Here is a 19,643-nt window from a genome sequence, read left to right on the forward strand (position 1 = left end):
ATGCTGGTGTGAACGGCCGGAGTTGGGCAGACTGCCAGCAGGGATGAGACGAAGAAGGGGGATGAGGGTCGATGGACATGGTTGAGCCCGAGTTCCGGGCCACGGGGGTACGCATCGAGCGCTGGCCGCGCTCATTGACCAAGTCAGGCCAGGTGCTGATCAAGAAGGGCCGGCTGGAGCTACTGACCAGCTATGGCCGGGTGATCGACAGCGCCCCGGTCCGCGCGGTCCGGGCGGGCAAGGCGTGGTTCACCGATGAGGCGAGTACCGCGCTGACGGTCAACGGCAAGCGGTACCGGCTGACCATGGGACAGCGCGATCACCACCAGTCGGAGGCCGAGGCGCTGAACGGCCAGTTCCTGAAGGCGGTCCATGGAGCGGGCGTCAGCGACGACTGAGATGCGGGCCGATTCCCGCCGTGTCTGAGATGCGGGCCGATTCCCGCCGTGTGCGGGCTCGCGCGCCGAGGGCGCAGCGTCGGCCCCTGAGTTGCAGGACAGGCTTGACTGGTTCACGCTGGTGTCACATGACTCTGGGTGCATCGCCGGTGACGCTGGGGTGAGGTTGCCGTCGATCAAGAATCAGCAGACATCAACTGCTGGATCGGACTTCCGTCTTCTTCCGACTCATTTCGGGGAGTCGCAGCCGTGATCAGCAAGCCAAGCAGGCACTGCACGGTGGAGCTCCAGGCCCTACCGTCGCGGATCGGCCAGGTCCGCAGAATCGTATCGGCGCAGTTGCGCTACTGGCATCTCGACCCTCTGGTCGACCAGGCGGCCCTCGGTGTCACCGAGTTGCTGGCCAACGTCCATCAACACGCTGAGCCGGACAAGAGTTGCGTCGTCGACGTGGAATGGCTCCTCGATCGGCTCACCATCTCGGTCCATGACAGCGACCCACGACTCCCGGTCATCTCCCGGGCACCGGACCGGGATCTGTTCGCCACCTCGGGCCGCGGCCTTGAGTTGATCGCGGCGATGAGCGACTCCTGGGGAACACGGCCACGGGGCGACTCGGGCAAGAGCGTGTGGTTCACGCTCGCCATGCCGTCACTGACCGCGACCCCGAGGGCGGAGGTCTCCTCCTGTCCCCAGGCGCACGAGTCCTGCGCCGCGGTGGAAGAGGACGAACTCGCCGGGGCGGCCCAGCCCTAGCCGGCGCCGTCACGGCCACGCCGGTTTCCCGCCGACGCCGTCTGTCGGCAGCTGGGCCTTGTCGCCGACTCGATCGGGACACCCGTTCGGGGGAACTGGGCCGGGCAACCGGGATGGGCAGCCGGGATGGGCCCGTACCTGGCGGCATGGCTTCCGCCCTGGCATTCCACGCGCCTTCGCGGGACCATCCGCACGAGCCGCCCCGGCCGCCGCACCGACGGCACGACCGGGGCTGACCCGACCCTCGCTGTCAGTCGTCGCCGCCCCGGAGCGGCCGACCGAACTGCTCGTCGAGGACGGAGAGCCGTCGCCAGTACTCGTCCTCGTCGATCTCGCCGGCGGCGAACCGTCGGCCGAGGAGGGCGATCGGCGAGTTCTCGCCGGACTCCTCCCGTCCTGAGTGGCCGATCCGCCCCGGCCGCAGCGGGCGCCCGTCGTACCCCCGGCGCCCGTCCGCCGTGCGCCACATGCCCGTGCGGCGCACCAGGGCGACCACCCCGACGACGACCGCGCACCAGATCAACGGCATCAGCAGGATCCAGGGCCCGGGGCCGGGCCCGTACGCCAGTGTGTTCATCGTGGTTCAGCTCCTCATTGGAGAACCCTTGTGTTCCTCTTCGAGGCTCCCTCGGGGCACCGGCACCGTCGTCCTACGGGCAGCGGCAGTGCGCATACCTCGCCGGGAGTAGCCCACCGCCTCGGGGACTGCTCCATCCGGGGTGCGCTCGGTGTCAGTCGGGATGGCGGGCGATCTGGAACTCGCGTTCCAATCGTCGCCGTAGGCGCTCCTCGTGGTAGAGCCGACCGACGAGGGCACCGCCGTAGACGACGACTCCCACTCCGACGAGCCAGGACTGGAGCACCAGCACCGTGCCGAAGGGGCCGTAGGTGACGGCGTTCGACGCGATCAGTGGTGAGAAGACCAGTTGGGAGAAGACGCGCAGCCCCAGCATGGCGAGGGCGGTCGCGACGGCACCGGGCAGCAGGGCGCGCCAACGGACCCGGCCCCCCAGTAGCAGTCGCTGGGCGACCCAGAAGAAGAGGAAGGTGCCCACGAGATCCGCGAGCGCACCGGCGATCGTCCCGACGACCGATCGGGAGGGCTCCGGGGTGGGCGTGTTGACGAAGAGCAGGAGGGAGAACACCAGGAGGGCGAGGAAGACGATGTGACGCCACATCGTGTGCCAGCGGGCGGTGGGGAGGTCCCAGACCTTCTCGTAGCCGGTCTGCACCGCTGATCCGAACGTCAGCCCGAAGACGGCGAGCGCGGCGAGGCCGAAGGCGGTGGTCCGCTGGAGCGCCTCCCCCGGCACGCCGAAGAGGCGTTCGACCTCCTCCTGCGAAGGCTCGGACACACCGAGCGCCTGCCCGAGCCAACGGGCGAAGCCCTGGCTGCTGGCGGGATCGGCGGCGGCCACGACCACCAGGAGCGGTACGAGGGTCAGGAAGCCGAGTGCGGCGAAGCCCATGGCGCGGTGGAGTAGTTCGATCTCCCGACCACGGTTCCAGGCGAGACCGACGGGCGAGGTGGCGATTCTTCGGTGGAGGCGCTGGAGCCGGTGCGGCTGACGGCCCGCGCCGGCGGGCTCAGGGGTCATGGGTCGTGGCCTACCCGCTCCTCGGTGACGAGGTGCCTTCGATGCCCCCGGATGGGTGGTGCGGCCCCTCTCTGCGCCGCTGCCGAGCGACTCAGGCCCTCCCCGTACGCCGAGGGCCGACACACCGGGCAGCCGTCACCTTCCGCTTCCGCGCGCTCCCCCGGTGCAGCGCGGCCCGGTACCTGGCGTTGAGCTGTTCGGGAGTTCGGTCGGCGCGTGCCACGACCGGTGCGGACGGATGAGGCCCCTGGGAGAGTCGCCGTGCCTAGGGCTCCACCGTCAGGAAAGCGCTCCGAGCGGGTCGTCCAGTACGGGCTGCCAGGCCAACTCCGCCGCGCCCACCAGTGTGTTGTGATCGAGGGTGCACGCGAGGATCGGAACCCCGCCGCTGCGCCCCCACAGGCTGCGGTCGGCGACCACAGCCCGCAGCCGGTCGGGGTCGGCGTACAGGAGTTCGCGGTGGAGTCCCCCCAGGATGATGCGGTCGGGGTTGAGGATGTTGACCAACCCGGCGAGGCCGAGGCCGAGGCGGTCGATCAGGGCATCGGCAGCGGCACGCACCGTGGGGTCGTGGTACTCGGAACGCAACAACTCCCGGCACTGGTGCAACAGACCCACCTCGGGGCCGGGCGCTCTGCCGGCCGCGCTGAGGAAGGCCATCGGGTCGGTTTCCACATCGAGGCATCCGCGGCTGCCGCAATGGCAGGGACGCCCCTCGGGATTGACGATGAGATGGCCGACTTCGAGGGCCAGCCCCGAACTACCGGTGTGGAGGCGTCCGTCGAGGACGAGCGCCCCACCGGCGCCGCGATGACCCGTGGCGACACAGAGCAGGTGGTGGGCTCCGCGGCCGGCGCCATGGCGGTGTTCGGCGAGAGCGGTGAGGTTGATGTCGTTGGCGGTGAAGGCGGGTCCGGTGATACCGGCGGCCCGTACCTGCTCGGTGAAGATGTCGCGTACGGGTGCCCCCGCGGGCCAGGCGATGTGCAGGGGATTGAGTGCGGTGCCCTCGGGCTCGGCGACGGCTGAGGGGACGGCGAGCCCGGCACCCACGCAGCGTCTTCCGCTGTCGCGCCACAGGGCCGCGCCCGCTGCGACGACCGCGCCGAGCACCTGCGCGGGGTCGGAGGAGACGGTGAGGCATCCGGGCGCGGTGGCGACGATGCGGCCACCGAGCCCGACCAGCGCCGCCCTGAACCCGTCGGCGTGGACCTGGGCGGCGAGCACGACGGGGCCCGAGTCATCGACGGAGAGCCGGTGGGACGGTCTGCCCTGGGAGCCGGCCGCCGCTGCGGGGCGGGAGTCGACGCGGATCAGACCGAGCGCCTCCAACTCGGCGGCCACGGCACCCGCGGTGGCACGCGTGACACCGAGTTCGGCGGTGAGGACGGATCGGGTGGGCGCCCGCCCCGTGTGCACCAGTTCCAGGGCGGGGCCGAGTGCCCCGCGGCCTCGTTCCAGCCTTGTCCGGGCGTTCGTCACCTTGCCGTTCATGGGGGCGAGTCTCCCATGGTCCGCGGGTTGTGCAGCCGGCTTGTCCGGATCGCGCCCCTCCCCCTACACTCACTTTGTGCCGCAATTAAACAAACTCAGATCGGCCGTTCCGGGGGGACCGCACGGGGACACCGCGCCCTCTTCCCTGACCCGCCTTCGCACCGCACTGACCGTGTTCTTCGTCGTGGACGGGTTTCTCTTCGCCGGTTGGGTCGTCCGCATCCCGGCCATCAAGGAGCAGACCGGCGCCTCACCGAGCGCCCTGGGGCTCGCCCTCCTCGGGGTTTCCGCGGGTGGCATCGTGACCATGTCCCTGACCGGACGACTGTGCCGGCGCTTCGGCAACGCACCCGTCGTCGTCGCCAGCGCCGCACTGATGTCGTTGAGCATCACCCTTCCCCCGCTGATGCACTCGGCACTGACGCTCGGCCTGGTGCTCCTGCTGTTCGGCGGGCCGTACGGAGCACTGAGCGTCGCTTTGAACAGTGCGGCGGTCGATCTGGCGGCGGCCCAACGACGTCCGCTGATGCCCGTCTTCCATGGCGCGTTCAGCCTCGGTGGCATGGTCGGTGCCGGCCTCGGCGCCCTCCTCGCCGGCGGCCTCTCCCCCACCGTCCACCTCACGCTGCTCGCCCTGGTGGGGCTGGGCATCACCGCATATGCGGGTCCGGTCCTCCTACGCCATCCGTTGCCGTCCCCCACCCGCATCGAGCGCACCTCCACCCGCGACCGTCTGACGGGTCGTACGCGCCGCCTGGTCCTGCTCTGCGGTGCGATCGCGCTCTGCACCGCCTACGGGGAAGGAGCGATGGCCGACTGGGGCGCACTCCATCTGGAGCAGGGGCTCGGGGCCTCTCCCGGTGTCGCGGCGCTCGGTTACTCCCTCTTCGCCGGCACGATGACGGTGGGCAGACTGTCCGGAACCCTGCTGCTGGAACGATTCGGCCCCACCCCGACCCTGGTCGCCAGCGGAACCACCGCGGCAGTGGGCATGCTGCTGAGCGCATTGGCGCCGACCGTGGGATGGGCACTGGCGGGCTTCGCCGTGGCGGGCATCGGCCTCGCGAACGTCTTCCCCGTCGCCGTGGCCAGGGCGGGCACGGTGGCAGGCCCGGCGGGAGTCGCGGCCACCTCGACGCTCGGCTACACCGGCATGCTGCTGGGACCGCCCGTGATCGGCTTCCTGACCGATTGGTTCTCGCTCCCTGTGGCCCTCATGACGGTCGCGGCTGCCTGTGCGGGCGCAGCAGTCATCGGGTACACGGCTCGCCGACCGAGCAGCCCCGCCGTAACAAGCCGCTGGGCACCGGCGTCCAACAGCTGACCTGCGCGCATTCCGGCATCAGACCGCACCGGGCAGCCGGCTTACCTGCGCTGCTCAGTGGCAGAATCGCGCCATGAAGACGGCAGAACTCATCACGTCGCTCGTTCAGGACGGCCGGTCGTTGGCCACCGCGGCTCGGACGGCCGGCCTGGAAGCTCCCGTACCGACCTGCCCCGATTGGCAGGTACGGGATGTCCTTCGCCACACGGGCGAGGTGCACCGCTGGGCGACTGCGTTCCTGGTGGAGCAGCACGCCACGTTCAGGCCACTGGTACGGGAGCCGGGGTTGGACGGCGATGACCTGGTCGTCTGGTTCCTCGAAGGGCACGAGGCACTGGTGGACGCGCTGGCCACCGCGCCCCAGGAGGTGGCGTGCTGGACGTTCCTGCCGGCTCCGTCACCCCTGGCGTTCTGGGCGCGGCGGCAGGCCCATGAGACGGCGATCCACCGCGTGGACGCGGAGTCCGCGTTGGGGGGCGGCCCGGGACCGGTGTCCGCCGAGTTCGCAGCGGACGGCGTCGATGAGCTGTTGACCGGGTTCCACGCCCGCCCCAGGAGTCGGGTGCGCTCCGAAACGCCACTCCGGCTACGCGTCCGCACCACCGACACCGAAGACGTCTGGACGATGCAGATCTCCACGGACGTTCCCCACACGGTCAGGGACGCGAAGGGAGGATCGGACTGCGAGTTGATCGGCACGGCCCAACAGCTGTACTTGACGCTGTGGAACCGTCTGCCCCTGAGCACCGTGACGCTCAAGGGAGACCCCGAGGTGGCCCAGCTGTGGCGCGAGCGGTCGGCAGTCTGACACCGCCTCACTCGATGGATCGGGTTCCTGGCCCAGGCGCCGAGCCCATGTGCGATCCAACCGGCCGTGGCGCCTCCGATTCCCTGTCGATTCCTGTCCCACGCGTGGTCGGTGGATGGCGTGACAAGCCCGGGAAGCGACCCCACTGACTGACCGACACACCGACCAGTGTCACAGGGAGATGGCCACGGAGTTCCTTGCTCGTGGGCCACCTCCCTGTGACACTGGCTCCATGGGGGAAGAGCCACCGTCGGACCACTCGGCGCGGCGCACACCGGCAGATCGGGACGCGATCACCGTCGAGATCGGGTACGCACTCCTCAGCGCAGCCTTCGCCGCCGCCGTGGTGTTCGGTGCCATCGCGGCCCCGAAGCTCCTGTTCACCGGGCCGTACGCCCTTGAACAAGGACTGCTCGTGCTGGCAAGTGCCTGCGCGGCGCTGGTGTTCGTCGCCCGGGTGGTGACCGTGCTCTGGCGGTTCAAAGGAGCGACCCGCGGCAGTCGACGGCCGGATCAGCCCAACCAACCGGGCCGCACCAAACCCGACTCATAGGCGAGTACCACCAACTGCGCCCGGTCGCGGGCCCCCAGTTTCACCATCGTCCGGCTGACGTGGGTCTTCGCGGTCAACGGAGAGACCACGAGCCGGCGGGCGATCTCCTCGTTCGACAGTCCGATGCCCACCAGGGCCATCACCTCGCGTTCCCGCTCGGTCAGTTCGGCCAGGCCATCGGCGTCCGCGGGGGCCTTGGAACGGGCGGCGAACTCGGCGATGAGCCTACGGGTCACCCCCGGCGACAGCAGTGCATCACCCGCCACCACGGCCCGGACCGCCCGCAACAACTCCTCGGGCTCGGTGTCCTTGACCAGGAAGCCCGAAGCTCCCGAACGGATCGCTTCAAAAACGTACTCGTCGAGTTCGAAGGTCGTCAGCATCACGACCTTGACCTCGCTCAGTCGCTCGTCACGGGTGATCTGCCGGGTGGCGGCGAGTCCGTCGCACACGGGCATGCGAATGTCCATCAACACAACGTCCGGGCGTAGTTCGTGCACGAGGTGCACCGCCGTCTGACCATCCGCGGCCTCACCGGCCACCTCGATGTCGGGCTGGGCGTCCAGCAGTGCCCGGAAGCCCGCACGGACCAGAAGTTGATCGTCGACGAGCAGTACGCGGATCACTGTGCCTCCCCGTCGATCGCGCCCGACTCCCGGGACCTCAACGGTAGATCGGCCACCACTCGGAAGCCCCCTTCATCGTGTTGTCCCGCATCGATCGTCCCACCGAGGGCGGCGGCCCTCTCCCGCATACCGGCGAGGCCGTTGCCACTGCCTCCGGCATCCGTGCCCGTGGCAGGCCCGTCGTCGTCGATCCGCAGGACGAGTCGGCCCTCGCCGTACGCGATGCGCACCCGCGCCACCCGCGAGCCCGAGTGGCGTACGACATTGGTCAACGCTTCCTGGACGATGCGGAATGCCGCGAGATCGGTGCCGGGCGGCAACGGTACGGCCTTGCCCTCGGTCTCCACACTCACGCGAAGGCCCGCACGGGCCGCCTGTTCGGCGAGCTCGGACAGCCGGTCGAGGCCCGGGGCCGGAGCGAGCGGCGCCGTGCCGGGCGTACGCAACCGATCCAGCACCTGTCGTACGTCCCCCAGCGCCTCCTTGCTCGCCGCCTTGATCGTGGTGAGCGCGGTCCGCGCCTGTTCGGGATCACTGTCCAGGAGGGCGAGACCGACTCCGGCCTGCACATTGATGACGGAGATGGAGTGGGCGAGCACATCGTGGAGTTCACGGGCGATGCGCAGCCGTTCCTCGTCGGCACGGCGCTGCTCGGCACGTGCCCGCTCGGCCCGCGCGCGGGCGAGCACCTCTCCCCGTACCCGGAACAACTCGGAGGCAGCGAGCACTGCCACGATCCATGCGGCGAAGGCCAGCTCCCGACCCCAGGGCGCGCTTCCGTCGTCGCCCGGTGGCAGATGGCGGTAGAGCCAGTGCCCCAGAAGCAGATTGGCCACCCAGAAGCCCCCGAGTGCCCACCAGGCCGCCGATCTGTGCCCGGAGACGACCGCGGCGAAGACCGCCACGGCCAGGGGGACGAAGACGGGACCGTACGCATACCCGAAAGCCAGATAGAGCAGCGTCGCCGTGGCCACACCGAAGACACAGACCACAGGCCAGCGATTGCGCAGCAGGAGAAGGGCGGGGCCCACCAGCAGCAGTACGCAACCGATGGCGTCCAGCGGTGCGCGGTTCTGTCCCTTGGCCGCAAAAGCGGTTCCGACCAGGACGAAGACGGTGACCACGAGGGTCGACGGCCAGGGAATGGCACCGGAACAGCGTCTGGTCTCCCAGAGCCGAAGGAGGGGCGAGCCCACCCGTTCGGCCTCCTGGGTCCCGGGCGAGTCGCCCTGCGCCCAGGGGGGACGGCCACGATGGCGGGAGCGCAGGTCTTCCATGACGGCCACGCTAGACCTGGGCCGCCGACATGGCGTCCGCTCCACGTGGTGCTCGCGGATACTCCCCACGCAGTACACGGCCGATGGGGGCGGAGGCGTGTCCTAGGTCGGCTGTGCGGCGCGCGCCTTGGGGACGAGGGCATCGCCTGGTGGAGGGCGGCGACGGAGCCCGGCCATTCCCGACGGGCCTTCCCACCGGCCACTCCCGACGGGCATTCCCACCGGGCTGCTCTCCTGCTGATCTCGGCGAGCAATCGGGGTGGCGGCATCCCCGACCCTTCCCCCGCGTTTCCGCCTGTCCCCACCGTCCCCACCGTCCCCACCCGGAGTGTCCGCGTTCGCCGGGGACGTTGCGGTACCGGATCAGCGCTTCGGTATCGGATCAGCGCCGGGCGGGGTGGGGTGACAGGGGCGCCAGCAGACCGACCTCGTGTGCGAGCCGACGGACGGCCTGGGTGAAGAAGGCGTCGCGCTCTTCCACCACCCGGTGGAACTGACCGAAGAGTTCGAAGGAGATCAACCCGAAGAGCTGCGACCAGGCCGCGACCAGGGCCACCACGACGGACGGCGGAAGGTCGGGCCCGAACTGGTCGGCGAGCCGCTCGGCTTCTGCGCTCAACTCATCGTCGAGCGGGGGCAGCGCGAGACCACGCGTTCGGTGGGCATCACGTGCCACGGAGATCATGGCGGCGCCCACCCGGGAAGCGGGGACGACGGTGTCCGATGGGGCGGCGTAGCCGGGCACGGGAGAGCCGTAGATCAAGGCGTACTCATGGGGGTGGGCGAGTGCCCAGGCTCGTACGGCCGAGCAGAGTGCGATCCAGCGGGCACGGTGATCGGTCACCATCGCGTCGGACACGGCAGATGTGTCAGCGTCAGGTGTGCCTGACATGTCTGACGTATCGGCTGCGGTGCGGGCGGTCGGGGCGGCAGGCGAAGCAATGGCGGCTTCCGCGGCGGCTCCGACGGCTTCGTAGGCGTCCACGATCAGGGCGGTCAGAAGCTCGTCCCGGCTGGGGAAGTAGCGGTAGAGGGCCGAGGAGACCATGCCCAGCTCGCGGGCGACCGCACGCAAGGAGAGCTTCGCCGCCCCTTCTGCCGCCAACTGCCTCCTGGCCTCGTCCTTGATGGCCGCGGTGACTTCGATTCGGGCTCTCTCCCTGGCCCCACGGATCTTGGTCATGGCGTGAGTCTCTCACGTTTCGGAGCAGTGACCAATAACAAGAGCGGTAGACGCAAATGAGAGCACTGCTCTTGCTTTGGAGCATCACCGCAGGCAGACTGATCTCAAGAGAGAGCACCGCTCTCGAAAGGCCATTTCCCCGCACCCTGGGTCATGGTCGACCCATGGGCCCGGGCACTCACCCGGGCCAGCCCGGTACATCGACTGAGGAGCCCCCATGACCCAGCGCCACTACATCGCACCCAACCGCGTGGACACCGCCATGAACAAGGCGATTGCCTGGCTCGCCCGTCATGGCGTCAGCCTGATGGGCACCGCCGAGCTGTCCGTGCGCGGGCGCACGAGCGGCGAGTGGCGAAGCGTGCCGGTCAACCCGCTCCCCTACGAAGGGGGCCCGTACCTCGTATCGGCCCGCGGAGAGTCCCATTGGGTGCGCAATATGCGGGCAGCCGGCGGTGGGCGGCTCACGGTGGGACGGAAGGTCCGACAGTTCACCGCGACCGAACTCACGGACGAGGAGAAGCCGGTCGTCCTACGCACCTATCTGGAGCGTTGGGGCTGGGAGGTCGGCCGTTTCTTCGGCGAGGTGAACGCGAAGTCATCCGACGCCGAGTTGCTGTCAGCCGCCCATCGACACCCGGTCTTCCGGATCACGGTCACTCGATGAGCGGCGTCCCCATGGGCGAGGAGCCCACATCGAAGCCCCTGACGAGCCTCAACCGAATGCCTTCGGCCGATCGGGAGCCTTTGGGCCGGTCGAGCGACGGACACGACGCGTCCACCCACGACCGGGCACGGACCACGACCAGGCACGAGCACGGGCAACCTCCAGCATCGGGCGCCGCCGACCGCAGTGCGGTCGGGGAGCGAGCACCGCACCCATCGCCGCGAGGAACAACCGACGGCACCTCGGCACCTCATGCCCGGTCTGACCCGGCCTGACGGCCCGTGGAGCGCGGCCAGCAGCCACCCCACGGACACCCGATCCCGCGCAACCGCCAGTCAGCACCCGCCAGCACCCGCCAAGCACCCCGCAAGCGAGTAGGTGGCGCACCGAGGGCTCCGGGGATCACCCCTGGACGCGACGGTCCAGGGTCTCCAACGCCCGGCGCGCGACTCCGCTGGTGCGGACGAGTCCGGCCAGGGTTGTCGAGCCGCGTGTGATGTCGGCGAAGACCCGCCAGGCCGGCCGCAGACCGGTGATCACGGCATGGATGAATCCAGGACGGCGCTCGAAGACGCCGAGCAGTCGACGACCGACCGCCATCTCCACTCCCAGCCCGGCCTTGATGGCGAAGGCGTAGTTCAGCGCCTGCCGTCGGGCGTCCACGGCATCGTGTGCCTCGGAGATCCGAACGGCCCACTCCCCCGCGAGCCGACCCGAGCGCAGTGCGAAGGAGATCCCTTCACGGGTCCAGGGCTCCAGCAGACCCGCCGCGTCCCCGCACACCAGGACCCGACCGCGCGAGAGCGGCGAGTCATCGCTGCGACAGCGGGTCAGATGCCCGGAGGAGATCGCGGGTTCGAAACCGGCGAGCCCCAGCCGTGCGATGAAGTCCTCCAGATAGCGCTTGGTCGCCGCGCCCTCCCCGCGGGCGGAGATCACACCGACGGTCAGTGTCTTGCCCTTGGGGAAGACCCAGCCGTAACTGCCCGGCATCGGTCCCCAGTCGATGAGAACCCTCCCCGCCCAGTCCTCGGCAACGGAGTCGGGCACCGGGATCTCGGCCTCCAGACCCAGGTCGACCTGGTCGAGCTTGACCCCGACATGAGCTCCTATCCGGCTGGCGCTGCCGTCCGCACCGACGACGGCCCGCGCCAGGATGGTCTCCCCGTCCGAGGTGACCACGGCGACCGTACGCCGGTCGGGCACGGCGGGCCCGTGTTGCTCCACGCGCGAGACCGTGACCCCGGTCCGCAGTTCGGCCCCCGCCTTCTGCGCGTGCTCAACGAGCTGGGCATCGAACTCCGGGCGGTTGATCAGCCCGAAGAGCATCTTCTTCGAGCGGCGAGTGCGGGTGAGGCGGCCGTTCAAGGAGAAGGTGACGGCATGCACGCGGTCACGGAACGGAAGTTCGAATCCGGGCGGCAGGCTGTCTCTCGACGGGCCGATGATGCCGCCGCCGCATGTCTTGTACCGCGGGAGTTCGGCCTTCTCCACCAAAAGCACCTGACGGCCCGCCACCGCCGCCGCGTACGCCGCTGATGCCCCGGCGGGCCCAGCGCCGACGACGACGACGTCCCATACCGGGCCGTCGTGCCCCTGTGCTTCCGCCTCTGCCCCGGTGCCGCCGTTCTCGCTGCTCACGATGTACTTCTGCTCCCGATCCGACGCGTGCCCCATGGTCTCGACGGCATCCTACGGCGCGTTCGTCCCGCACCGCTGTGGGAGGATCGACCGCACATTCGCCGTACACACACTCATAACGTCGCACCCACGAGGAGCGTGCCCATGACTGCCGATCCGATTGCCGAGACCATCGGCGCCCTGCTCCCTGCGGCCAGGGCGGAGCTGGCGGAGTTGGTGGCCTTCCGATCGGTCGCGGATCCGGCGCAGTTCCCCCGGAGCGAGTGTGAAGCCGCCGCGGCCTGGTGCGCCGACGCACTGCGTGCCGAGGGCTTCGAGGACGTGGCACTCCTCGACACTCCGGACGGCACCCAGTCCGTCTACGGCTTCCTGCCTGGCCCGCAGGGCGCGCCGACCGTTCTGCTGTACGCCCACTACGATGTGCAGCCCCCGCTGGACCTGGAGTCGTGGGTCAGTCCGCCATTCGAGCTCACGGAACGCAACGGCCGCTGGTACGGCCGGGGGGCCGCTGACTGCAAGGGCGGGTTCATCATGCACCTGCTCGCACTGCGGGCGCTCAAGGCGAACGGCGGAGTGCCCGTCGCGGTCAAAGTGATCGTCGAGGGCTCCGAAGAGCAGGGCACGGGCGGCTTGGAGAGGTACGCCGAAGCCCACCCCGACCTCCTGCGCGCCGATGCCATCGTCATCGGGGACTCCGGCAACTTCCGGGCCGGTGTGCCGACGGTGACCGCGACCCTGCGCGGAATGACGATGGTGCGCGTTCACATTGACACGCTCGAAGGGAACCTCCACTCGGGTCAGTTCGGCGGTGCCGCGCCCGATGCGTTGGCCGCGCTGATCCGTGTCCTCGACTCCCTGCGCGCCGATGACGGTTCGACGGTCGTGGACGGTCTCGACGACGGCGACGCCTGGCAGGGACTCCAGTATCCGGAGGAGGACTTCCGTCGGGATGCGAAGGTGCTCGACGGAGTCAAACTGATCGGCTCGGGGTCGATCGCGGACCGTATTTGGGCCCGGCCGGCGGTCACCGTGCTGGGCATCGACTGCCCTCCGGTGGTCGGAGCCACTCCTTCGGTGCAGGCGAGCGCCCGCGCCCTGGTGAGCTTGCGGGTGCCGCCGGGCCAGCGCGCGGGCGAGGTGACCGAACTGCTGCTGAAGCACCTGGAGGCGCACACTCCGTGGGGAGCGCGCGTAGCGGTGGAACAGGTGGGCCAGGGCGAACCGTTCCAGGCGGACACGAGCAGTCCGGCCTATGCGGCGATGGCCGATGCGATGCGGATCGCGTACCCGGGCCAGGAGATGCAGTCCGCCGGCATGGGCGGCTCGATCCCGCTCTGCAACACACTCGCGGAGCTGTATCCGCAGACGGAGATGGTGTTGATCGGGCTCAGCGAACCGGAAGCCCAGATCCACGCGGTGAACGAGTCCGTGTCGCCACAGGAATTGGAACGGCTGTCCATCACGGAGGCCCTGTTCCTGCGCAACTACGCGATGAGCCGGCCGGCATCCTGAGCCCACCGGCACGACAACCGCACAGGGGTTCGCCTCCGTCCGGCAGCTGACACGACGGACCGACGGCCGAGGGTCAGGTCAGGTCAGGTCAGGTCAGGTCACCGTGCTGAACCCCAACCGTACGGCCCCGGCTCCTCCTCGTACTGGGCAACAGGAACGAAGGAGCCAGGGCCGTACGGCCATCACGGGTGTCGGAGTCATGGGTGTCTGAGTCACGGGTGTCGGAGTTCGGGATGCGCCCCGGCCCGGGACGGAAGGACTCGACGGGCCGGCGATCCGCGGAGGAAGGCGGCACCGGTGTGGCCCAAAGGAGTGCACGGACACCGTCGCCCGGGCCGTGATGCCGCCGCCCGGAGAAGTCCCGGAGTTTGGACGATCCCAGGGACAAGGCGGTCCCGGAGATCGGACGGTCCCGGAGCACACCACCGCACTGAGGCGCCTGGGCCCACCGGGCTTCCGATTCAGAGGGGCGCGGCTCCCTCCAGGTAGATCGGGGTACCGCGTTCACGGGCGCGCAGGGCCCAGCGGAGCCGCTCGTACCGCCGTGGTGACAGCAGTCGTTGGGCTTCCTGCTCCGCCACGAACCGGAAGGCTCTGAGCTCGGCGTCGGGCAACCGGATGCGCTGGGCAGCCTCGGCGGGGAGTTCTCCCCCGTCGAACAGCAACCGCACACCGCCGAAACGAGGCGGCGCCGGGGGTTCCCAGTCGACGACCAACAGGCCCGGAAGGCGGTCGAGTTCGATGCCGAGTTCCTCCGCGACCTCGCGCACTCCCGCGTGGGCAGGCGCCTCACCCCGCTCGACGACACCACCGGGGAACTCCCAACCGGGTTTGTAGGTGGGATCGACGAGCAGCACCCGACCCTCCTCGTCGAAGAGCAGCACCCCGGCAGCCAGGGTTTCTCCGGCAGGAGGGTCGCTCTGCACGATCTCGCAGGGGTGCGCCTCCCCGGTGCGAACCGCATCCGCGATCCGGACGGCGACCTCCTGGGGCGTCAGTTCGCTGGTGTCGATGACGAGTGCTTCCGAAGTGATCCAGTCCAGGGCGGCGGAGTAGGGCTCGATGTGGTCGTACGCCCACTGTCGACAGCTGGTCTCCGGACCGCCCCCACCGCCGGCCTGCGGGATGACGGGCTCGGGACGCTCCGCGATCCGGCGGCGCAGGATCGTTTCGTCTGGCCGTACCAGCACATGTCGTACAGGGATTCTGCGTGAGGCGAGCGCGCCGAAGATCTCGTCCCGGTACTCCTGGCGGAGCAAGGTCATCGGCACCACCAGCACCCCGCCGACTTCGGACAACAGGGCCGCCGCGGTGTCCACCACCAACCTGCGCCAGATCGGCAGGTCCTGGTAGTCGCTCACTTCGGCGAGCCGCTTGGCGGGCAGGAGCAAACGCAGTTGTGCACCGATGAGCTCGGGGTCGTACAGCGTGCTGTTCGGGATCAGATCGATCAGTTCGCGTGCGGCGGTGGTCTTGCCCGCTCCGAACGCACCGTTGATCCAGACGATCACGGTTCCCCCTCTTGTTGGCCGACAGTCGAATGTCCGGAACACCCTGCCACGGAAACCCGGGGCAGGTACCGGAGGCCCGCGCCGGCCGCCCCCAGTGGCTCCTGGGAACCGCGGAGAGGCCGGTCACGGGCCCTTTGGCAGTTGTCTTCCGGTCCTCCCCCGATGTTCACCCCGTCACACGGCGGGCGCCGGCCCCTGAGGCAGCCTCAGGCCCCGATGACCGCTGCCGTCCCCCCTCGACTACCCAGCCCGGCGGCGGCTGCGGCCCCTACGAGACCGGCGTCAGCACCCGTCAGAGCGGGCGCAACGGTGAGCCGCTGGACGAAGCGCAGGGTGGCGTAGTCACGGAGTGCGCAGCGCAGAGGTGTGAACAGCACATCGCCCGCTCCGGCCACTCCACCGCCCACGACGGCGATGTCGATCTCGACGAGCGTCGCCGTGGCGGCGATCGCAGCCGCGAGGGCCTGTGCGGCGCGTACGAAGGAGGCGACGGCGACCGGGTCCCCCGCCCTGGCCGCAGCGGCGACCGCAGCAGCGGAACGGTCGCCGTCGGGGCGGGGCTGCCAGCCGGCCTCCAACGCGCGCCGGGCGATGTTGGGACCACTGGCGATGCGCTCCACACAACCGCGCGCACCACAGGGACAGAGATCGCCGTCCAGGTCGACACTGATGTGGCCGATGTGCCCGGCGTTGCCTGTTGGTCCGGGATGCAGTCTGCCACCGAGGACCAGCCCTCCGCCGACCCCGGTGGAGACGACCATGCACAGCGCGTTGTCATGGCCGCGGGCTGCGCCCTGCCAGTGCTCCGCGGCCGTCATCGCCACTCCGTCGCCCACGAGTTGGACGGGCAGTGCTCCGGTCACCCGCCCCACCCGGGACACCAGGGGGAAGTCGCGCCATGCCGGCACATTGACCGGGCTGACGGTGCCGGCCAAGGCGTCCACCGGGCCCGCGCTGCCGATGCCGACCGCCGTGGAACGCGCCCAGAGCGGCGAGCGCGCGAGTTGGTGCAGGACCGCTTCGACGGTCCTCATCACCGTCTCGGCGTCCTCCTGGGCCGGAGTGGGACGTTGCACCCTCACCAGCAGACGGCCCTCACCGTCCACCAGCGCTCCGGCGATCTTGGTACCACCTATGTCCAGCGCGACGACAAGGTCGGTATGCATCTGCGTGGCATCCCCCGGTGAACTGGTCGGACGTACGGCGTGGGATTAGTTTCCGTGCCCCTGACAACGTTGTCCAGGCCCTATGCTCGACCCGCTGCACCTTCACACATACCGTATGACGACAGGACTACACACTGTGGCCGGTACCGATCGTTTTTCTCGTGTGCCAGGACGGACCCGATCACCTGAGCCTCGCTACGGCATTCGGCCCACGATGAAGGACGTCGCTGCGCGTGCAGGAGTCGGTCTGAAGACCGTGTCACGCGTAGTGAACGGCGAACCCGGGGTCACCGTCGAGACCGAACGACGGGTGCAGGAAGCCATCGATTCCCTGGGGTTCCGGCGCAACGACAGCGCCCGTGTCCTGCGCAAGGGCCGAACTGCCTCCATCGGTCTGGTACTTGAGGACTTGGCGGACCCCTTCTACGGCCCCCTGAGCCGCGCGGTGGAGGAAGTGGCACGAGCGCACGGCGCCTTGCTCATCAATGGATCGAGTGCCGAAGACCCCGAACGGGAACAGGAGTTGGCACTCGCCCTCTGTGCTCGACGGGTGGACGGACTGATCGTCATTCCCGCGGGACAAGACCACCGCTACTTGGAGCCCGAGATCAAGGCGGGCGTGGCCACGGTGTTCGTCGACCGTCCCGCCGGCCAGATCGACGCAGACGTCGTCCTGTCCGACAGCTACGGCGGCGCCCGGACCGGCGTGGCCCACCTCATCGCCCACGGCCATCGCCGCATCGGCTTCATCGGTGACCAACCGCGCATCCACACGGCCACCGAGAGGCTGCGCGGCTACCGGGCGGCCATGGAGGACGCCGAACTGCCCGTGCACGACTCATGGATGACGCTCGGCTCCACCGCCCCCGATGTGGTGCGCGACGCCGTCACCGGCATGGTGACCGGGCCGGAGCCGGTCACCGCGCTGTTCGCCGGGAACAACCGGGTGACGGTGACCGCCGTTCGTACGCTGGCGGACCACCAGCGAAAGATCGCTCTGGTCGGGTTCGACGACATCGAGTTGGCGGATCTCCTGGGGATCACCGTGATCGCCCAGGACGCAGCGGCGCTGGGCCGCACCGCCGCGGAACGGCTGTTCCGCCGGCTGGACGGCGCCGACGACACACCGACCCAGGTGACACTGCGGACCGCGCTCATACCCCGGGGCTCGGGCGAACTCCCTCCGACCTCGGTCTGAGCCGCGGGAGCCCGGTGCCCCTCAACGCCCCCGTGCGGCGAGGCCATCGAGTTCCCTGCGCGGGAGTCCGGTCCGCTCGACGACCTCGGCCAGGTCCAGGGCCCCGCAGTCGACCCCCCGCAGCAGGTACGCGCTGAGCGCCTTGGCGGTGGCGGGCTCGTCCATCACATCACCACCGATCCGGTCGACATAGGCCGCGAGCCTGTTGGCGGCCTGCTCGAAACCCTCCCGGTAGAAGGCGAAGACGGCCGCGAAGCGCGTGGGCAGGTGTCCGGGGTGCATGTCCCAGCCCTGGTAGTACGCACGCGCCAGCGCCCTACGGGTGAGCCGGTAGTGCAGCCTCCAGGCATCGTGCACCTGGGCGGTGGGGCCGACTGGCAGCACATTGGTGGAGCCGTCGGAAACCCGTACGCCCGTGCCGGCAGCGGCCACCTGCATGACGGCCTTGGCGTGGTCGGCAGCGGGATGGTCACTCGCCTGGTGCGCGGCGCTGACGCCGAGACCCGCGCTGTAGTCGAAGGTGCCGTAGTGCAGTCCGGTGGCGCGCCCGTCGGCGGCACCGATCATCTTGGCGACGGTGGCCGTACCGTCCGGGCCGAGGATCGCTTGACTGGTCTCGATCTGGATCTCGAAGGTGAGCCGCCCCGCGGGCAGGGCATGAGTGTGCTCGAAGGCTTCGAGGAGCCGAACGAACGCGCTGACCTGCTCGGCGTAGGTCACCTTGGGGAGGGTCAGGACGAGGCCGTCGGGCAGTCCGCCGCTGTGCACCAGCGTGGTGAGGAAGACATCGAGGGTGCGGACGCTCCGCTCGCGCACGGCTGCTTCCAGACACTTCATCCGAATGCCCATCTGCGCCGCGGCGGTGCCCTTCCGGTACGCATCCGAGATCAGCCGGGCGACGCGTACGGCCGCTGCGTCCTCTTCGGCATCGGAGCGCAGGCCGTAGCCGTCTTCGAAATCGACCCTCAGATCATCGACGGGCTCGCGTGCCAGTCGTGCACGAACCCGATCGTGGACGGATTCGGCGAGGCCGTCGGACAGCCCGAGCACCGCGGCGAAGGAGGCAGCGTCCGGCGCGTGCTCGTCCAAGGCGGCCAGCGCCTGGTCACCCCAGGTGCGAATCGTTTCGGCGGCGAAGAGATCGGCGGGGACATAGACGGTGTGCACGGGTTGGCGGCTGCCGGGGTCGCCTGGATACCTCCGCGCCAGCTCGGCGTCGACCGGCTTGAGGAGCTCACCGATCTCCCGGGAGACTGCGCCGTCGAGGCTCGTCACTGCCTGTTCCAGGCTCTCCTCCGACATGACCCCGACCTTTCCGTTGAACGGAATGTTCTATCCGTATCGCGAAGCTAGTCGGCGATCTTGCCTTCCGTCAACGTCCATCGAGTATCGAACCACCACAGAAACCCCCAGGGCCGCAGGGTGGGAACCATGCACCCCGGGGGCACGCCAGAGGATCTCAAGATCCATCTTCTTGGTTAGTTTTTGTGGTTGTTGATGTGGGTGGTGAGTTGGGGGATGACGGTGAAGAGGTCGCCGATGATGCCGTAGTCGGCGAGGTCGAAGATGGGTGCTTCGGGGTCTTTGTTGATGGCGATGATGGTTTTGGAGGTTTGCATGCCGGCGCGGTGTTGGATGGCGCCGGAGATGCCGGTGGCGATGTAGAGGTGGGGGGAGACGGTTTTGCCGGTTTGGCCGATTTGGTGGGTGTGGGGGTACCAGCCGGCGTCGACGGCGGCGCGGGAGGCGCCGACGGCTGCTCCGAGGGTGTCGGCGAGGGTTTCGATGAGGTGGAAGTTTTCTTGGGAGGCGAGTCCGCGTCCGCCGGAGACGATGATGGTGGCTTCGGTGAGTTCGGGGCGTCCGGTGGTGGTGCGGGGTGTGTGTTGGGTGATGGTGGTGGTGGGGTGTTGTGTGGGTGTGGGGTTGAG

The 19,643-nt window shown here is 69.4% G+C and carries 19 protein-coding genes; 8 read left to right on the forward strand and 11 right to left on the reverse strand.

The window, feature by feature from the left end:
• Nucleotides 1-71: 71 nt before the first annotated feature.
• Together ACFXJL_RS28755 and ACFXJL_RS28760 are read left to right on the forward strand one after the other, a co-directional pair.
• Entirely contained in the window at nucleotides 72-398 is a 327-nt protein-coding gene (locus ACFXJL_RS28755; protein ID WP_329014762.1) for a hypothetical protein, read from the forward strand.
• A gap of 249 nt (nucleotides 399-647) precedes the next feature.
• Nucleotides 648-1,154, forward strand: coding sequence for an ATP-binding protein (locus ACFXJL_RS28760; protein WP_384697122.1), 507 nt, complete (start codon nucleotides 648-650; stop codon nucleotides 1,152-1,154).
• A gap of 250 nt (nucleotides 1,155-1,404) precedes the next feature.
• Here the strand turns inward: ACFXJL_RS28760 and ACFXJL_RS28765 are convergent, their stop codons facing one another.
• The 3 genes from ACFXJL_RS28765 to ACFXJL_RS28775 all read right to left on the reverse strand — a co-directional run bounded on the left by ACFXJL_RS28765 (nucleotide 1,405) and on the right by ACFXJL_RS28775 (nucleotide 4,246).
• Nucleotides 1,405-1,731 (reverse strand): SHOCT domain-containing protein, encoded by a 327-nt coding sequence (locus tag ACFXJL_RS28765; protein ID WP_329014768.1) that lies wholly within the window; start codon nucleotides 1,729-1,731, stop codon nucleotides 1,405-1,407.
• A 154-nt stretch (nucleotides 1,732-1,885) separates the two neighbouring features.
• Nucleotides 1,886-2,752 (reverse strand): YhjD/YihY/BrkB family envelope integrity protein, encoded by an 867-nt coding sequence (locus ACFXJL_RS28770; protein ID WP_329014770.1) that lies wholly within the window; start codon nucleotides 2,750-2,752, stop codon nucleotides 1,886-1,888.
• A gap of 279 nt (nucleotides 2,753-3,031) precedes the next feature.
• Entirely contained in the window at nucleotides 3,032-4,246 is a 1,215-nt protein-coding gene (locus tag ACFXJL_RS28775) for an ROK family protein (protein WP_358880255.1), read from the reverse strand.
• 76 nt (nucleotides 4,247-4,322) lie between these two features.
• Between ACFXJL_RS28775 and ACFXJL_RS28780 the strand changes: the two genes are divergently transcribed.
• The 3 genes from ACFXJL_RS28780 to ACFXJL_RS28790 all read left to right on the forward strand — a co-directional run bounded on the left by ACFXJL_RS28780 (nucleotide 4,323) and on the right by ACFXJL_RS28790 (nucleotide 6,931).
• Nucleotides 4,323-5,570, forward strand: coding sequence for an MFS transporter (locus ACFXJL_RS28780; RefSeq protein ID WP_358880254.1), 1,248 nt, complete (start codon nucleotides 4,323-4,325; stop codon nucleotides 5,568-5,570).
• Between the two features lie 73 nt (nucleotides 5,571-5,643).
• The gene (locus tag ACFXJL_RS28785) at nucleotides 5,644-6,378 is read left to right on the forward strand and encodes a maleylpyruvate isomerase family mycothiol-dependent enzyme (protein WP_384697127.1); all 735 of its coding nucleotides are present in this window, start codon (nucleotides 5,644-5,646) and stop codon (nucleotides 6,376-6,378) included.
• Nucleotides 6,379-6,610: 232 nt separating this feature from the next.
• On the forward strand, nucleotides 6,611-6,931 hold the full coding sequence (locus ACFXJL_RS28790) for a DUF6332 family protein (RefSeq protein WP_384697130.1): 321 nt from the start codon (nucleotides 6,611-6,613) through the stop codon (nucleotides 6,929-6,931).
• Here ACFXJL_RS28790 and ACFXJL_RS28795 read toward each other — a convergent pair.
• The 3 genes from ACFXJL_RS28795 to ACFXJL_RS28805 all read right to left on the reverse strand — a co-directional run bounded on the left by ACFXJL_RS28795 (nucleotide 6,892) and on the right by ACFXJL_RS28805 (nucleotide 10,017).
• On the reverse strand, nucleotides 6,892-7,557 hold the full coding sequence (locus ACFXJL_RS28795) for a response regulator transcription factor (protein ID WP_358880251.1): 666 nt from the start codon (nucleotides 7,555-7,557) through the stop codon (nucleotides 6,892-6,894). The two genes, ACFXJL_RS28790 and ACFXJL_RS28795, sit on opposite strands and share 40 nt — an antisense overlap.
• The gene (locus tag ACFXJL_RS28800; protein ID WP_384697133.1) at nucleotides 7,554-8,834 is read right to left on the reverse strand and encodes a sensor histidine kinase; all 1,281 of its coding nucleotides are present in this window, start codon (nucleotides 8,832-8,834) and stop codon (nucleotides 7,554-7,556) included. The genes ACFXJL_RS28795 and ACFXJL_RS28800 overlap by 4 nt, the downstream gene beginning before the upstream one ends.
• Before the next feature lie 382 nt (nucleotides 8,835-9,216).
• A complete protein-coding gene (locus ACFXJL_RS28805; protein WP_384697136.1) occupies nucleotides 9,217-10,017 on the reverse strand; it encodes a TetR/AcrR family transcriptional regulator in 801 nt (266 codons plus the stop codon).
• 217 nt (nucleotides 10,018-10,234) lie between these two features.
• Between ACFXJL_RS28805 and ACFXJL_RS28810 the strand changes: the two genes are divergently transcribed.
• Nucleotides 10,235-10,684, forward strand: a complete 450-nt coding sequence (locus ACFXJL_RS28810) for a nitroreductase family deazaflavin-dependent oxidoreductase (RefSeq protein WP_358880248.1) — start codon at nucleotides 10,235-10,237, stop codon at nucleotides 10,682-10,684.
• Between the two features lie 402 nt (nucleotides 10,685-11,086).
• On the opposite strand, the gene ACFXJL_RS28815 is transcribed toward ACFXJL_RS28810, so the two are convergent.
• Nucleotides 11,087-12,361 (reverse strand): geranylgeranyl reductase family protein, encoded by a 1,275-nt coding sequence (locus tag ACFXJL_RS28815; protein WP_358880247.1) that lies wholly within the window; start codon nucleotides 12,359-12,361, stop codon nucleotides 11,087-11,089.
• 108 nt (nucleotides 12,362-12,469) lie between these two features.
• Between ACFXJL_RS28815 and ACFXJL_RS28820 the strand changes: the two genes are divergently transcribed.
• Nucleotides 12,470-13,837 carry a dipeptidase gene (locus tag ACFXJL_RS28820; RefSeq protein ID WP_384697141.1) on the forward strand — a complete coding sequence of 456 codons (1,368 nt, stop codon included), beginning with the start codon at nucleotides 12,470-12,472 and terminating at the stop codon, nucleotides 13,835-13,837.
• Nucleotides 13,838-14,298: 461 nt separating this feature from the next.
• Here ACFXJL_RS28820 and ACFXJL_RS28825 read toward each other — a convergent pair whose 3' ends face one another.
• Entirely contained in the window at nucleotides 14,299-15,348 is a 1,050-nt protein-coding gene (locus ACFXJL_RS28825) for an NUDIX domain-containing protein (RefSeq protein WP_384697144.1), read from the reverse strand.
• Between the two features lie 206 nt (nucleotides 15,349-15,554).
• Entirely contained in the window at nucleotides 15,555-16,514 is a 960-nt protein-coding gene (locus ACFXJL_RS28830) for an ROK family protein (protein ID WP_358880244.1), read from the reverse strand.
• Nucleotides 16,515-16,728: 214 nt separating this feature from the next.
• Here ACFXJL_RS28830 and ACFXJL_RS28835 point away from each other — a divergent pair, with 214 nt between their 5' ends.
• On the forward strand, nucleotides 16,729-17,712 hold the full coding sequence (locus tag ACFXJL_RS28835; protein ID WP_358880243.1) for a LacI family DNA-binding transcriptional regulator: 984 nt from the start codon (nucleotides 16,729-16,731) through the stop codon (nucleotides 17,710-17,712).
• 21 nt (nucleotides 17,713-17,733) lie between these two features.
• Here the strand turns inward: ACFXJL_RS28835 and ACFXJL_RS28840 are convergent, their stop codons facing one another.
• Both ACFXJL_RS28840 and ACFXJL_RS28845 read right to left on the reverse strand, forming a co-directional pair.
• On the reverse strand, nucleotides 17,734-19,014 hold the full coding sequence (locus ACFXJL_RS28840; protein ID WP_384697148.1) for a DUF6986 family protein: 1,281 nt from the start codon (nucleotides 19,012-19,014) through the stop codon (nucleotides 17,734-17,736).
• A 176-nt stretch (nucleotides 19,015-19,190) separates the two neighbouring features.
• The coding region (locus tag ACFXJL_RS28845; protein WP_384697151.1) for an electron transfer flavoprotein subunit alpha/FixB family protein at nucleotides 19,191-19,643 on the reverse strand (453 nt) is incomplete at its 5' end.

It is taken from the genome of Streptomyces sp. NPDC059256, assembly GCF_042753785.1.
GTDB lineage: Bacteria > Actinomycetota > Actinomycetes > Streptomycetales > Streptomycetaceae > Streptomyces.

Bases quoted from the DNA above. Each gene is read 5' to 3' on its own strand.
- ACFXJL_RS28815 (WP_358880247.1), bottom strand. From the start codon at position 12,361: ATGGGGCACGCGTCGGATCGGGAGCAGAAGTACATCGTGAGCAGCGAG.
- ACFXJL_RS28790 (WP_384697130.1), top strand. From the start codon at position 6,611: ATGGGGGAAGAGCCACCGTCGGACCACTCGGCGCGGCGCACACCGGCA.
- ACFXJL_RS28765 (WP_329014768.1), bottom strand. From the start codon at position 1,731: ATGAACACACTGGCGTACGGGCCCGGCCCCGGGCCCTGGATCCTGCTG.
- ACFXJL_RS28835 (WP_358880243.1), top strand. From the start codon at position 16,729: ATGAAGGACGTCGCTGCGCGTGCAGGAGTCGGTCTGAAGACCGTGTCA.
- ACFXJL_RS28830 (WP_358880244.1), bottom strand. From the start codon at position 16,514: ATGCATACCGACCTTGTCGTCGCGCTGGACATAGGTGGTACCAAGATC.
- ACFXJL_RS28800 (WP_384697133.1), bottom strand. From the start codon at position 8,834: ATGGAAGACCTGCGCTCCCGCCATCGTGGCCGTCCCCCCTGGGCGCAG.
- ACFXJL_RS28840 (WP_384697148.1), bottom strand. From the start codon at position 19,014: ATGTCGGAGGAGAGCCTGGAACAGGCAGTGACGAGCCTCGACGGCGCA.
- ACFXJL_RS28805 (WP_384697136.1), bottom strand. From the start codon at position 10,017: ATGACCAAGATCCGTGGGGCCAGGGAGAGAGCCCGAATCGAAGTCACC.
- ACFXJL_RS28775 (WP_358880255.1), bottom strand. From the start codon at position 4,246: ATGAACGGCAAGGTGACGAACGCCCGGACAAGGCTGGAACGAGGCCGC.
- ACFXJL_RS28755 (WP_329014762.1), top strand. From the start codon at position 72: ATGGACATGGTTGAGCCCGAGTTCCGGGCCACGGGGGTACGCATCGAG.
- ACFXJL_RS28785 (WP_384697127.1), top strand. From the start codon at position 5,644: ATGAAGACGGCAGAACTCATCACGTCGCTCGTTCAGGACGGCCGGTCG.
- ACFXJL_RS28810 (WP_358880248.1), top strand. From the start codon at position 10,235: ATGACCCAGCGCCACTACATCGCACCCAACCGCGTGGACACCGCCATG.
- ACFXJL_RS28820 (WP_384697141.1), top strand. From the start codon at position 12,470: ATGACTGCCGATCCGATTGCCGAGACCATCGGCGCCCTGCTCCCTGCG.
- ACFXJL_RS28770 (WP_329014770.1), bottom strand. From the start codon at position 2,752: ATGACCCCTGAGCCCGCCGGCGCGGGCCGTCAGCCGCACCGGCTCCAG.